Annotated in this window: 15 protein-coding genes and 1 pseudogene; 5 read left to right on the forward strand and 11 right to left on the reverse strand. The window is 66.8% G+C overall.

Annotated elements, in window-relative coordinates; genetic code table 11:
• Window positions 1-7 precede the first annotated feature (7 nt).
• Together OHN19_RS15125 and OHN19_RS15130 are read right to left on the reverse strand one after the other, a co-directional pair.
• Window positions 8-883, reverse strand: coding sequence for an LLM class flavin-dependent oxidoreductase (locus OHN19_RS15125; protein ID WP_330264692.1), 876 nt, complete (start codon window positions 881-883; stop codon window positions 8-10).
• A gap of 57 nt (window positions 884-940) precedes the next feature.
• The gene (locus tag OHN19_RS15130) at window positions 941-1,507 is read right to left on the reverse strand and encodes a dihydrofolate reductase family protein (protein ID WP_330264693.1); all 567 of its coding nucleotides are present in this window, start codon (window positions 1,505-1,507) and stop codon (window positions 941-943) included.
• Between the two features lie 66 nt (window positions 1,508-1,573).
• On the opposite strand from OHN19_RS15130, the gene OHN19_RS15135 reads away from it, so the two are divergent.
• The 3 genes from OHN19_RS15135 to OHN19_RS15145 all read left to right on the forward strand — a co-directional run bounded on the left by OHN19_RS15135 (window position 1,574) and on the right by OHN19_RS15145 (window position 3,142).
• On the forward strand, window positions 1,574-1,924 hold the full coding sequence (locus tag OHN19_RS15135) for a DUF192 domain-containing protein (RefSeq protein WP_330264694.1): 351 nt from the start codon (window positions 1,574-1,576) through the stop codon (window positions 1,922-1,924).
• Between the two features lie 244 nt (window positions 1,925-2,168).
• Entirely contained in the window at window positions 2,169-2,501 is a 333-nt protein-coding gene (locus tag OHN19_RS15140) for a hypothetical protein (protein ID WP_330264695.1), read from the forward strand.
• Complete coding sequence (locus OHN19_RS15145; RefSeq protein WP_330264696.1) at window positions 2,498-3,142, forward strand: PPE domain-containing protein; 645 nt, start codon at window positions 2,498-2,500, stop codon at window positions 3,140-3,142. Before OHN19_RS15140 ends, OHN19_RS15145 begins: the two co-directional genes overlap by 4 nt.
• Here the strand turns inward: OHN19_RS15145 and OHN19_RS15150 are convergent.
• Window positions 3,122-3,951 (reverse strand): annotated as a pseudogene (locus OHN19_RS15150) (IS5 family transposase). The gene OHN19_RS15145 and the pseudogene OHN19_RS15150 overlap by 21 nt on opposite strands.
• Window positions 3,952-4,851: 900 nt before the next feature.
• Here OHN19_RS15150 and mycP point away from each other — a divergent pair.
• Window positions 4,852-6,159 (forward strand): type VII secretion-associated serine protease mycosin, encoded by a 1,308-nt coding sequence (gene mycP, locus OHN19_RS15155; protein ID WP_330264697.1) that lies wholly within the window; start codon window positions 4,852-4,854, stop codon window positions 6,157-6,159.
• A 27-nt stretch (window positions 6,160-6,186) separates the two neighbouring features.
• Here the strand turns inward: mycP and OHN19_RS15160 are convergent, their stop codons facing one another.
• From OHN19_RS15160 to OHN19_RS15175, 4 genes are all read right to left on the reverse strand, one after another.
• On the reverse strand, window positions 6,187-6,753 hold the full coding sequence (locus OHN19_RS15160) for a hypothetical protein (protein WP_330264698.1): 567 nt from the start codon (window positions 6,751-6,753) through the stop codon (window positions 6,187-6,189).
• Window positions 6,746-9,016 carry a DUF6571 family protein gene (locus OHN19_RS15165; RefSeq protein WP_330264699.1) on the reverse strand — a complete coding sequence of 757 codons (2,271 nt, stop codon included), beginning with the start codon at window positions 9,014-9,016 and terminating at the stop codon, window positions 6,746-6,748. The genes OHN19_RS15160 and OHN19_RS15165 overlap by 8 nt, the downstream gene beginning before the upstream one ends.
• 67 nt (window positions 9,017-9,083) lie before the next feature.
• The gene (locus OHN19_RS15170) at window positions 9,084-9,422 is read right to left on the reverse strand and encodes a hypothetical protein (RefSeq protein WP_330264700.1); all 339 of its coding nucleotides are present in this window, start codon (window positions 9,420-9,422) and stop codon (window positions 9,084-9,086) included.
• 168 nt (window positions 9,423-9,590) lie between these two features.
• Window positions 9,591-10,103 carry a hypothetical protein gene (locus OHN19_RS15175; protein WP_330264701.1) on the reverse strand — a complete coding sequence of 171 codons (513 nt, stop codon included), beginning with the start codon at window positions 10,101-10,103 and terminating at the stop codon, window positions 9,591-9,593.
• Between the two features lie 232 nt (window positions 10,104-10,335).
• Here OHN19_RS15175 and OHN19_RS15180 point away from each other — a divergent pair, with 232 nt between their 5' ends.
• Window positions 10,336-11,013 carry a hypothetical protein gene (locus tag OHN19_RS15180; RefSeq protein ID WP_330264702.1) on the forward strand — a complete coding sequence of 226 codons (678 nt, stop codon included), beginning with the start codon at window positions 10,336-10,338 and terminating at the stop codon, window positions 11,011-11,013.
• Between the two features lie 12 nt (window positions 11,014-11,025).
• Here the strand turns inward: OHN19_RS15180 and OHN19_RS15185 are convergent, their stop codons facing one another.
• From OHN19_RS15185 to OHN19_RS15200, 4 genes are read right to left on the reverse strand one after another with little or no spacing between them, the layout of a single operon-like run.
• A complete protein-coding gene (locus OHN19_RS15185; RefSeq protein WP_330264703.1) occupies window positions 11,026-11,649 on the reverse strand; it encodes an OmpA family protein in 624 nt (207 codons plus the stop codon).
• Window positions 11,650-11,656: 7 nt separating this feature from the next.
• Window positions 11,657-12,238 carry a hypothetical protein gene (locus OHN19_RS15190; RefSeq protein ID WP_330264704.1) on the reverse strand — a complete coding sequence of 194 codons (582 nt, stop codon included), beginning with the start codon at window positions 12,236-12,238 and terminating at the stop codon, window positions 11,657-11,659.
• 36 nt (window positions 12,239-12,274) lie between these two features.
• Complete coding sequence (locus OHN19_RS15195) at window positions 12,275-12,880, reverse strand: pilus assembly protein TadG-related protein (RefSeq protein ID WP_330269618.1); 606 nt, start codon at window positions 12,878-12,880, stop codon at window positions 12,275-12,277.
• A complete protein-coding gene (locus OHN19_RS15200) occupies window positions 12,877-13,065 on the reverse strand; it encodes a Flp family type IVb pilin (protein WP_330294115.1) in 189 nt (62 codons plus the stop codon). Before OHN19_RS15200 ends, OHN19_RS15195 begins: the two co-directional genes overlap by 4 nt.
• Between the last annotated feature and the right edge of the window lie 38 nt (window positions 13,066-13,103).

Genomic DNA, 13,103 nt, shown 5'->3' on the forward strand with positions numbered 1-13,103 from the left:
AGTGAGGTCAGGGCACCAGGGGGCGGACTTCCTGTGCGGTGAAGCGTACGAAGGCCTCGGGGTCGGGCTCGTCGGCCGTCGGCTGGAGGACGACCGTGTCGGCGCCGGCGTCGGCGAGCCGCTGGACGGCCTTGGCGACGGCGTCCGCGTCCCCGGCGACGCCCAGGTCAGGCACGTCGGCGTGGCCCTCGGCGGCGAGTTCGGCGTGCAGCCGGGCGGCCGCGTCGGGCCCGGTGGCGGTGAGGAGGTAGACGACGACCCGGTGCGGCTCCCCGGTGCGCCCCGCTTCCTCGCGCCCCTCGTCGATGAGCCGGCGGGCCCGGCGGACGCCCTCGGGCGGGGTGCCGGCCGTGAGGACGGTGCCGTCGGCGGACTGCCCGGCGAGGCGCAGGGTGCGTGGTCCGGTGGCCCCGGTGAGCACGTCGACGGGGCCGGCGGGCGGCCAGTCGAGGGCGACGCCGTCCAGGGACACGTACCGGCCCCGAGTCGTGACACGCTCCCCGCGCAACAGGGCCCGCAGCGCGTCGAGATGCTCCCGGAGCAGGGTGAGCGGCGACTCGGCCCGCGCGCCGACCTGGCCCATCCAGTCCTGTACGCCGTGTCCGACGGCGAGAATCGGCCGCCCCGGGAACATCCGGTGCAGGGTGGCCGTCTCCATCGCGGTGATGGCGACGTTCCGCAGCGGGACGGGAAGCAGTCCGACCCCGACACGGACCCGCTCGGTCCACGCGAGGGCGGCCGCGGCGGCGGAGATCCCGCCCTCCAGGAAGCAGTCCTCCCACAGCCAGAGCTCTTCGAGCCCGGTCTCGTCCGCGAGCCGGGCGAGGGCTCGCAGCCGCTCGGGAGGAAGCTGGGGACGGAAGACAGCGCCGAGTCCGGTCATGCGGACCTTCCTACCCATGCGAGGGGCACCCGACAACTCCTTTACGACCGCTCTGCTTCAGGCATCGAGCGCGTACCGGAGCAGCACGACCCCGTTGCCGAAGGTGTGGGTCTCCACCAGGTTGAGCGAGGTCAGGGTGTCGGCGGACGAGAAGAGGGGCCGGCCCCGGCCGACGAGCACGGGATGGACGTAGATACGGAACTCGTCGACGAGACCGTGCCGCAGGAACTCGGCCGCGAGTACGGCGCCGCCGACGACCAGGTCACCGCCCGGCTGCTCCTTCAGCTTCCTGATCTCCTCGGGTACGACCTCCCGGACGATCGTGGCGTTCGGGTCGTCGACGCGTTCGAGGGTCCGCGAGAACACGTACTTCGGCAACTCCCGCCAGAGCTGGGCGAACTCCGCCTCCACCGGGGTGACGTCGGGGGCGGCGTCGGCCGTGGGCCAGTAGCCGTCCATGAGCTCGAAGGTGACCCGCCCGCACAGATCACCGCCCATCCGCCGGGTGACGTCGTTCATGTGCTGGTGGAGTTCCTCGTCGACCAGGTGCCAGCTGATGTCGTGGTCGGGCCCCTCGAAATACCCGTCGAGGGAGACGGACATCATCAGGACGATCTTCCGCATCGGTCACCTGCCCCGGGGCTCGGATGGAGGATGGCCTCTCACGGTACCGAGAGAGGTGGCTGCGACATGGGACGCTGGCGGGACGGGCACGGAGAACTGGTCGTCGGTGAGGTCCGGGTCCCGCTGGAGATCGCCACGTCCTACCGGGCCCGCACGAAAGGCCTGCTCGGCCGGGACTCCGTGGAGGGGGCACTGCTGCTCTCCCCCGCGAGCAGCGTGCACACCTTCCGGATGCGGTTCCCCATCGACGTCGCCTACCTCGACCGACACCTCCGCGTGATCGCCGTACACACGATGCAGCCGGGCCGACTGGGTCTGCCACGGCTGTGGTCACGGCATGTGCTGGAGGCGGGGGCCGGGGGGATGGAGGGGTGGGGGGTGGGGGTGGGGGTTCGGGTGGAGGTTGTCGTGGGGTAAGGGCGGGTGTCCAGGTCGGGGGTGTGTGCGGAGGCTTACGCAAATGGGTGAACGTGGCGGCGGATCGGAGCACGCCGGGTGGAGATGCCCTGAACTGCGCTTACGTGCAGGGCGACTCGATCGCGCCGCGACCTGTTGATCACCGCTCCGCGTTCGCTGTGTGTGCGGTCGTGACTAGAGTTGGATCTCATGCCGCTTCGCATGGATCACAGGTGAAGTGACGGGGAGCAACGGGGAGTTGTGCATGGCCGAAGAGGTGAGGGTCGACCTCGACGAGCTGGGGAGGACGGTCACCGCGCTGAACCAGGTGCTGAGCGGTCTCGGCAGGGCGGGCACGGCCACCGCGACCAACACCCACCTGCCACCGGGCGCCCTCGGCACCGGCTTCGACGAGGCGGACAGGCTCGCCCACGCGCACACGGAGATCAAGACGTACATCGAGGACGCCGTGCGGTATCTGAACACCGTCATGGACGAGTTCGGCCGGAAGACGAAGTACACGCACGGGGCTTACCAGGACTCCGACTACGAGGCGAAGGCGAGCTTCCCGAACGCGGGACGGGGCACGGGGGCATGACTGACGGCGACGGCCGGATCGACTACGACTACACCGAGATGAACCGGTGCTTCAACGAGAGGCACACGACGAACTTCGCCAGCGGCAAGAACATGGACGAGATGAAGGCCATGCTCAGCAATGCCAGGCCGGACCTCGTGACGGACGTCGCGGCGGGCTGGAAAGGCCTGGCGACCCAACTGACAGCGATCCAGGCCGAATTCGAGAGGGAGGTGGCCCGCATCCAGGAGCACTGGACGGGCGCCGCCGCCGACGGATTCGCCGCGAAGGCCAAACGGGTCAGCACGAGCATCGGCAACACGGCGAAGTACGCGAGCCACACGTCGATCGCGATGACGAACGCCGTCTCCGCGCTGGGGCCCATCAAGGCGGAGGTTCTGGCGATGAAGAAGCCGGGCCGGTTCTCCAGTCTCCTCAACTCCGCCGGCGACGGCTTCACCCGTAGCCGGGAAGCCACGGACAAGGACATCGCCGCCGGGCTCGGCGCGAGCGAGGCCCTGGACCGCAACCACGACGATCTGTCGGCGGGGCGGGAGGCGCAGTTGAAGATGGCGGCGAGGATGGAGACGCTGGGGGCGGCTTACAACTCGCAGGCCAAGGCCATGGTCGTGTCCGCAATGTCAGGGCAGCCAGAGTCGTAGGCAGGCGAGGGTGACCAGGGCTTGGTAGTGGCGGCCAAGTTTGTCGTAGCGGGTGGCCAGGGCTTTGTTGTGCTTGAGCTTGTTGAAGCAGCGTTCGACGACGTTGCGGCGCCGGTAGGCGGTCCGGTCGAGTCGGCAAAGGCCCTCGCCGCGGCGGATGCGGCCGTTGATCTGGTCGATCCGTTCCGGGATCGCTGCCTTGATGCCTCGTCGGCGGAGGTAGGCGCGGATCTTCGTGGACGAATAGCCCTTGTCCGCGACGACCCGCTCCGGCCGCGTTCTGGGGCGGCCCGGCCCGCACCGGCTGACGTTGATGCGGGCCATGACCTGCTCGAATTGGGTGCAGTCGTTGACGTTGCCGGCGGTGATGGTGAAGGCGAGCGGTCGGCCCTGTCCGTCGCAGGCGAGGTGGATCTTCGTGGTCAGTCCGCCGCGGGACCGGCCGATCGCCTCGCCGGGCCAAAGCCCCCTTTTCGGGCCCCGGCCGCGTGCTGGTGGGCGCGCACGGTGGTGGAGTCGACGCACACGACCGTCCAGTCGACTGCGCCGACGGCATCGGAGTGCTGCTGGACATGGGCCAGCAGGCGGTCCCAGGTTCCGTCGGCCGACCAGCGACGGAAGCGTTCGTAGACGGTCTTCCACGGCCCGTAGCGTTCGGGCAGGTCCCGCCAGGCCGCACCCGTGGACAGCTTCCACAGAATCCCGTTGATGACCTGGCGGCGATCCCGCACCGGACGGCCCATCCGCGCCGGAGCCAGCAACGGCTCGATCACCGCCCACGACTCATCAGTCAGCTCATGACGACGCACCACGAACAGACCAACGACGCCGACACTTTGCGGACACGACCATGGGGTCGTGGAACAAGACTCCGGCACGGGAAGACGTCCAGGACTATCCGGGAGATCCCGGTGGCATCACTCCCACGCCCGTGGCCGTTCCCATCGCCGGCTCATCGCGTAGCCCGCAAAGCATGTCGTCGAGTACGGCTCGATCGGTCGGTGCAAGCAGGCTCGGCTCACCCAAGTCCGTGACTCCGCCTTCCGGCATTACCGGCGGAGGACATAAGGCGACCGCGCCGACACCGAACGTGGGCACGGCGATCGACGGCATCTCCGGAGCACCGACGGTAGGTGGAGGAACCCGAGCTGGAGCCGGCTCCGCCGGTGGTGACGTCGGTATCGGCAGCGGAGCGGGCCTTGGGGGCAGCGCTCTTGGAGCCGGTGCCGCCCGGGAAGCGATGACGGGCCGTCCAAAGGGAGGCGGCATGGCAGGACGCGCCGGGGCCAGCGGCATGGTCGGCCGGACAAGCGCCGCCGAGAGCGGCGCGGGACGCCCCGGAAGTGCGGTTCCCCAGGCGGGTGGCATTTCCGGTGGAACACCTCGCTCTGGAACCGGCACAGGCCGGGGCACGGCCGGTGGGTCGGGTCTGCACAGCAGTCGTGGCGCCGCAGGGCGAGAAGCCAATGGCGTCCAAAAGGGCGGAGTGGTGGGCGCCCCCGGCGCACGCAGCGGTCGCCCCAGGGATGGGGGGACTCGCGAGCGCGAGCGGCCCGACTACCTGATCGAAGACGAGGAGACTTGGGTCCCGCAACGTAATGTGGCACCCCGCGTCATCGAGGGCTAGGGGCCACGGCAGATCGCATTGTCGGAATGGCGCGGGCATGCGTGCCCTGGCGATATCACCCGACCTTGGAGAGGACATACGGATGGGCTTCACCCGGGCACTTCGCACGGTTAGCTGCGGTGCGTTGGCCAGCGCGCTGCTCATCACTTTCGCACCGCAGGCTGCCGCCGATCAAGTAAGAGACGATCAGTGGGCGCTCAAGGCACTCAATGCTGAATCCGTATGGAAGCTCTCCAAGGGAAACGGTGTAACGGTCGCCGTCATCGACGACGGAGTAAACGCCGACCATGTCGACCTCGAAGGCAACGTGCTCACAGGCAAAGACTTCATGGACGGCGGCAGCGCAACCCCGAACCCAGGGGACAATCACGGCACAGCCATGGCGTCAATCATTGCGGGACATGGCCACGGCGCAAGCGATGGCGTGATGGGACTCGCACCAGGGGCGAAGATTTTGCCTATCCGGGAATTCAGCACTGACGGCCCAGGGCTCCCTGAGCCCATCCGATACGCGGTTGACCATGGCGCTTCCGTGATCAATGTTTCCATGTGCTTCGACTCCAGCGACCCTCAAGAAACGCAGGCAGTTTCGGACGCCGTGGCTTACGCTTTGCAGCACGATGTACTAGTCATCGGCGCATCTGGAAATGAAGATGACAAGGGCGGAAAATGCTACCCAGCGGCTTCACCGGGGGCTCTGGGCGTTGGAGCGGTAAAAAATGACGGATTGATCTGGGAAGGATCGAACCCGGGAGAATTCGTTTCCCTGACGGCGCCTGGCACCAACATCGTCTCCGCGAATGGTGCCGGTGACGAATATCATGCGGCATCGGGCACATCTGACGCAGCGGCCTATACCTCCGCGGCCGCCGCCCTCATCCGCTCCAAATTCCCCGACCTGACCGCCGGCCAGATCGCCAACCGCCTGGTCAAGACGGCCGCCCTCCCCGACTCGGAGAAGAGCCTGACACTCCCGGACAAGCACTACGGCTATGGCATCATCCAGCCACTCGCCGCACTGAGGGACAACATCCCGGCAGGCTCGAAGTACGGCCCCCTCACTGTCCCCGAGTCCCTCAAAGACAAGTCTGCCGACGTCTCCTCAGCCTCGTCCGATGACGAGCAGGCGAAGGCCGACCGGAAGGCGATGCTCATTTGGGTCGGCATCGGCATCGGGGGGCTGGTGGTGATCGGCCTGATCGCCATGGTGATCGTCAAGCGGACCAGACGAAACCGGCACGACAGCGGCGGCCCGGGCGGCGGCTACCCATCATCCGGCTTCCAGACCACGCCCCATCAGAACCCTTACCAGCACCCGGTTGCACCCCCGCAGAACCCTTACCAGCAGCAGCCGACCACTGCGCAGAACCAGTGGCCGTCCCAGCAGTGAGCACAAAGACGCACCACGTCGCCTCGATCAGCAGCCGTTGGCCTTGGCCACAGCCGGGACGAGCTTGGTCACCAAGCGTGTGAGCGTCTTCTCCTGCTTGGCCAGGTCCTTCGGGTAGTACGCCACGATCTCCACAGAAAAGCTCTTGCGAGGCAGACCATCCGTATCGGACGGGTACCCGCGACACGGTTCGACTGCCACAGCGCCGCGGGAGTACACAGCGACGTTGTCGGAGACGACGACCTTGGTGTCCCCATCGCCGTAATCGGCAGCCCTCTTCTGAGCGATCTGGCGAGCCGTTGGGATGTCCTCATGGAAGAAGTCACTGACCATGAGCGTCTTGGCGCTGTCGACCGCATAGTCGCACCCTGAAGCGTACTTGCCGTCGTTCAGGGCGCCGCCAGTCTTTGTGAGCTTGCTTCCGGGCGGAAAGAAGGGCTCGACGGCCTCCGTCCCGGTAGGCACTCCACACAGAGCGTCCGGCACGGCGTATTCGACTTCCGGTTCCTTCTCGCCGGAGCAGGCCGCGAGCAGGAGCACGGCAAGTGACAGCACTGCACAGCCGATACGAGGGCTGCGGAGATGGTCACCCATGGTATTGGTCCCCCCATTCAGCACCGGTGGTGTGGCTCTGGTCGACCTCTCGGCCCACGGCGTCCTGCAGGTCCGAGATCGTGTTCGAGCTGTAAGAGCCGCTTGAGGCGGAACGCGCGATGTCCGCCCGGACTGCTTCACGCACCGCCGACTCCCCGTTGGTGTAGTCGCGCCCTGCCTCGCTCTGAGCCTCGTTGGTGGTGTCCCTGTACAGGCTGTTGGCAACGCTCTCCTGGATGTCCTCGATCGCCCAGCCTGCGACATCACCGACGACGGGCACCTTGATGGCACCCGTGGCCAGGCCCAGGCCACGACCGACCCACTTGTTCGCGGTGTCGACACCTTCGTTGTAATCGGCATCATCGTGTGCGTGGGTGTCGTGAACGGCATGGGCACGGGCCGCGCTCATGATGCCCGCGACTTCGGCCCCTGGGTGCGCGGCGGAGGAAACGCGCTGTGTGAGGGAGACATCACTGTCGTCCGGCCCCTTGATCTCCGCGTCGATGACCGCCGAGGTGTAGGCCTGCTGGGAACCAGTGAGCGCCGCGTAGGCGTCAGGGTCCTGGCTGACCTGGTAGAGGAACTCCTTGGTCGCTTCCGGATCCAGATCAGCACTCGCGCCTTGGACGGGCAGACCACTCTGGCCGCTGATCGAGCGTTGCACGTCACCCATGTAATCGGCGCCGATGCTGCCGAGGCTGTCGCTGAGGGCCCCGTAAGGAGCCTTCCCTTCATCACTGTTGAGGAGCTCTCCGGCTTCAGGACCACTGAACTTGCTGATCACCTGACTTGCGAGGGCTGCCTGCTCCTGAGTGTGGCCGAGTGGACCGGTGTCAGGGTCCGACCCGGCGGGGCGCCCGGTCGTGGCCGCCTCCAGGGCGTGGCCGAGGGAGTCGGGGAAGTCGTTCATCGACTTCTCAACGGCAGCTGGATCATGTCCGGTGATGTCCGGGAAGGACTCGTAGTCCTTGTTGACCAAGTAGTCCAGGTAGCCGCTTGCTCCGTCGATCGCGGCCAGTTCGCCCGCGTGGGTGCCGTCCTCGGCGTATTTCTGCATCGGCGGGGTGAAGTAGTCCGTGGCGGCCTCCGGACTGTGGCCCAACGCCTCCAGCACGCTGTTCATCGGATCGAAGCCCGCACCGTTCCTGCCGGACGGGTTGAAGCCGTACTGGGGGTCGCCGATGTCGTACTTGGTGTTCGCGAAGAAGTACGGGTCCTTGGAGTGGAGTTGGGTGACGTGCTCGGCGATCGGGGTGAGGAAGGAGGAGTCGTAGTCGCCGTAGCGGAGGATGCCACCGAGGAGCTGGTAGCCGTAAGGGCCCTCGCGCATGCTGTCCGGGTAGAGCGGGATGTGCTGAGTGCCGAGCTTGCGGAATTGCGCAGTCCACTGCTCGTCCAGGTGCGGGTTGTTGCCCGGGTTGGTAGCGGTGGCGAGTGTGTTTCCCATGTTGCGCTGCATCTGCTGGAGCAGTGCCTTGCGTTCGTCGTCGGCGTCGGCGGTCTGCAGCGCGAGCTGGCCGTACAGCTGGAGGCTGCCTTCCTGGCCCAGCTGTTTGTAGAAGCTGGTGGCGAACACCGGGTCACTGGCGTTGGCCCTCATCAGGTGGTTGAGCTCGGTCAGCTCGGCATCGGTGAGTTTGTCGCCCTTCTTCATCAGTTCGGCCGCGTGGGTGGCGTCGGCGGCGTCCAGGGAGGTGACGACCTGGGAGTTGAAGTTGTCGGTGTAGGCGCCGAGGTCGCGGCGCAGAGCCCAGCATGCGGTCTCGTCCGCGTCGGCGGCCCGTTGGAGGACGGCTTCGATACGGCGGGCGAAGGCATCGCAGGCCTGTTGCTGCTCGCGGATGAGGGCCTGGCCATCGGGGTCGTGATGAGCCCAGGTCTGCTGATTCGCGTCGTTCCGCGGGGTGACCACACCGGCGGCACTGACGTGCAGGTCCTGCTTCTTGGCCTCTACCTCCGCGAGGTGATGGAGGTCGTCCTTGGCCTTCTTCAGCTCGGCGTGCAGCGTCGTGAGTACACCGGCAATGCCTTCCGCTTCCTTCTGCGCATCAGCGAACTCCTGCTGGGCGGCGCGTACGTCGTTGTCCGCCTTGGCCGCGGTCAGCGCGGGCTGCCTCCAGCCGGCCTGTTTGAAGGGCTTGGCGACCTCGTCGCCGAAAGCGGTGTGCAGGCTCTTGAACTTGGTGACCGTCTCCTCCCAACGGTCGGCGGCGGCGCCGAGGTTGCTCAGATTGAGGTGATACAGCTGCTCGTACGTCGGCATGACGGTGGTGAGTCCCCCGTGGTGTGGTGTCGCTGGTCGTGCTGCGACCGCGGTCGGCGGGGCCGGCTCACCCGAAGGGCGAGGATCCGGCCGACATCGAGCGCATCGTCTGCGTGTTGGCCGCTTCAGTGTTCTGGTACAGCAGGCCCGAGCCTCCGCACTGGCCGGCGAGGCTGTCGCACTTTGCGGCGAGCGCGGAGACCTGACTGGACCAGGTCTGCGTCAAGCCGCTGAGCGCCCCGCCCAGGCCGCCGTTCCAGTTGCCGCCGCTGAAGTCGCGTGCCGCTGACCGCGTCTCGTCCACCGGGTGAGCTCCGGCCGTACGCGTCTGCCCCGCCGTCTCACGTGCTCCGGTGCCCGCCCGATTCAGGGCTGCAGGATCGTCGATGTCCGTGGCGCCTGACATGTCCTGTCCCCCGTGTCCGCTTCCGCTCCCTGGGTGGCGGAAGTCTTCGGTGTGTGAAGCGAGTTCAGCTGCGGTGCGTAAGCAAAGTATCACTGCAATGCAACCGGGACATGGCCGTTCCCGGTCGGGTTGGTCGCCCGGCTCCCCCTTCGTGCGCCCAGGTCCGTCTCACAGCTTGCCGAAGACGACTCCCCGCCAGGTCCAGCCGAGTTCGAGGACGGTGTCCCGCAGGGGGGCGCGTAGTTCCGAGCTGTCGAAGTGGAAATACTCCTTGGCGTCAAGCCGCCCGTCATCCCCCTGCTGGATCTTCCGGTAGCTGGAGACGGTCCGGCTCGGGCCACGCGTGTACTCGGTGGAGATCTGAATCCTCGGCGGATTCCCTACGCGTTCGACCGTCCAGCCTTCCTCGAGGGCACGCACTTCATGGTCCTCGCGGTCGAGGCGCATGCTGATCCTCACAGCGCGGGACAGCTGCGACGCGACGAAGAAGGGTTGCCAAACGGGCTCCGACAGCCGCCACTCCGCCACCAGTTCGGCGTCTTCAGGGGTGCCGTCGCGGACGACGTAGGGAACGTCCGGGCGACTGAGGCCGAGGAGGGCTGTCAGCACGTCCTCGGCTCGGGCCGGCACGGCACCGTCAGCCGGGTGTCGAGTGCCGGTCAATTTGTCGAGGAGTCCCATGGGAGTCACCGTATGAGCACGTGATCGGCGTTGCAAAACGCGCCAGTTGGCTTGGAGCATGCCAGAGAGGAGGGGTCGATCACTTGCCCGCGGCCGCGCAGCGCCGCAGCCGACGGGTGGCGGGACGATGCAGCGAACCTGCTTGATCTTCTTGCAGTAATCTCAGGCGGTACGGACGTCGACCATCCGGATTCGTTGCAAGGCGCTCAGTACGCGAAGAGTTGGGATCCACATGGGATACAAAGCGGTTTCGGCGTTCTCCCCGTCGCCGCTCAAAACGTGGAGCCTTTTGACCGCTGTGGTGCTGACTCTCATGGTGGCCAGCTGTTCCAGAGGTTCAGGCAACGAGGATCCCGCGAAGGCAGAGAAGCTTTGCGATGGTGCCGTGGACTCCTCAGCTAGAGCAGCCCTTGCAAAGGTGACCGGGACCTCAACGGTGTCCTCCACGTTGGGATCTGCCTCCTACACTCCCCAGGAGCTGAGGAGCAGGGCGCTGGAGTGGGGGGCCGACGGAGATCCCTGGAAGAGCAACACGGAGCGGTGGTTCTGTTCCGTCGGCGACCGGGACGGTGAGAAGACGCTGGGTATCGGGTCGTCTTGGTCCCTGGTGTCTTTCACGCAGGCCTCGGCGGAAGTCGACAAGGGATCGAGGAAGTACCTCAGAATCTCCCCTGACACGATCATCCAGAGGGGAGGGAGCGGGCGCGTCGACGTTTACTTCCCGTGTCGAATCATCAGCGAAGGAAAGGCGGGTGAAACTTACACGCTGGAAGTCGATCTCTCTACAGACATTTCCGATGCGGTGGATGCGCAGGCTGAAGTCAACAAAGTTGTTCTTTCGGTCGCCCGCTGGATGTCCAGCAAGGTGGGCTGCGCAAACACACCCGATATCCCGACCTCAGCGACGTGAACTGTCTCCACTTCAGCTTTCCCCCCGCGGGAACGACACCTCCACCCGGCGGTTCTTCTTGCGGCCCGTCTCTGTGGTGTTGGAGGCGATCGGGTAGTCCTCGGAGTAGCCGCGGACCTCGTAGGTGATGCCTGAGTCCTTCAGTTCCTGGTCCAGGACGTCCTGTACGGCGTTGGCGCGTTGGCGGGAGAGGGTGAGGCCGTGGGCGTAGCTGCCCAGGTTGTCGGTGAAGCCGAAGACGCGGATCCGGGTGGCGTTCTGGTTCCTGATCTCCGCGGCGATGGCGGAGATGCGGGCTCTCGCCTCGCCGTTCAGTTTCGCGCTGTCCTTGCCGAACAGGACCTCCGCCTGGAGGGCGAACTTCACGTCCGCGTTGGTGTCCTCGCGGCGTTCGTCCCCGCTCTGGTCCTCGACGACCTGCTTGATGTCCAGCACCTTCGGCTCCGCCAGGGTGGCGCCTTCGGGGAGCTTGAGGTCGGGGTCGTTGGGGTCGACCTCGACGGGGGCGGTGGCGGAGGGTTCGGTGCCCGGGGGGACGCTGGGGCCGTCGTCGGCGTGCGCGGTGGGGACGAGCGTGACGGTGAGGAGGGCGGCCGTGGTGAGGGTGAGGGCCAGGCGGGGGGTGATCGTCGTCATAGGTGCCTCACCCGGAGATCTGGATGGGGGCGGAGGCGAATGTGGGGAGTTGGAAGGCCACCTCGGTCGTGCCCTCCGGAGGTGCCGGGAACTGCATGAACACAGCCAGCGTTTCACCGGCCTTGAGGGTCGAGAAGCCTGTGGTGGTCAGCGGGCGGCCGTCCGTGTCCCTCAGGACGTAGTACCGCTTCTTGCCCTTCGAGTCGACGAGGGTGGCGCCGCCCAGCGATCGGCCGTTCCTCACGATCTCAGTCTCGTCCCCCCGCACCGCCGCGGGTACGACCACGCTCTTGTTGCTGTCGTTCTTCAGGTTCCCGTTCACGGTGACGAAGCCGCCCGCGTCCCGCTCGGCGGAGGTGATCTGGAGCAACAGGCCGTCCTGACCCTTCAGTTCGGCCAGAGGCACCTCCGACTGCCCCTCCTGGGTACTGGGCTGGGACCCGTTGCCCTTGGAGGCGGAAGCCGAGGACTCGGGCTTCTTGCCGTCGTCGCCACCCCCGCCGCAGCCGGCCACACCGACGGCCAGTCCGGCTGCGACCGTCAGCGCGACGATCCCCCTGCGGGCCTTCGCCGTGAACCGAATGCTCATCACTCTGCTTCCTTCGTCACTGGTGTCGTCAGCTTGTCAGGTCGCCAGGTGGACGTCGAAGAGATCCTCGGGTTTCGGGAGATCCGTGAGGTCCTCCGGGTCCAAGGTCCAGTCGACGCCCTTCTCGCACGTGAGTTTCGGGAGCACGTCCGGGTCGGCACCCGTTCCGGGAAGCTCGAAGTCGCAGCGCGGCTCGATCACGGCGGTGGCCGACTCGGTCGAGTGCTGGTTCTCGGTACCGGGGACGATCGAGTCCCCAACGGACTGGTTGGTCCGGGACACGACCTTGTAGCCCGGGACGGACCACTCCGGGTGCGCTTCGCACTGCACGGTCGCGTCGTTCTGCGCGGCCAGCTGGTCGGCCCTGGCGCACCCCTGGAACGGCACTCCACCGCCGTCGAAGATGTCCCGCCACTTGGTGGGGTCGAGTATGTTCTCCACCCACTCGTCGGTGAGTTCGTCGCGGGTTTCCAGGGCGGCCGCCAGTGCCGCCGCGTCGGCTGCCGTCTGGGCGCTGTTCCGGTTGGCGGCGGCCTGTCCGACCGCGAGATAGGCGAACGCAAGCAGGAGCAGGCCCCCCACCACCGTGATGTAGATGGGGAAAGCCTGCCCTGCGTCGCTGTGGGAGTAGAGCCGCGTCAGCCGCCGGTCACGTTGGCGATCTGCTCGGTGATCGCGTCGTAGATGGTGCTGCCGATGTCCGTCCCCGTGATCGCCAGCACGATCGCCACCACCACCGCGATGATGCCGAGGTACTCCACCGCGGTCTGCCCCTCGTCGCGCTTGAACCGGTTGTTCATCGTGTGACCCTTCGGTGTCGCCGCCATCGACAACCGGAACGTAGACCTGCTGATCCTGGTCGGCG

The organism is Streptomyces griseorubiginosus (assembly GCF_036345115.1).
In the GTDB taxonomy this organism is placed as follows: domain Bacteria; phylum Actinomycetota; class Actinomycetes; order Streptomycetales; family Streptomycetaceae; genus Streptomyces; species Streptomyces griseorubiginosus_C.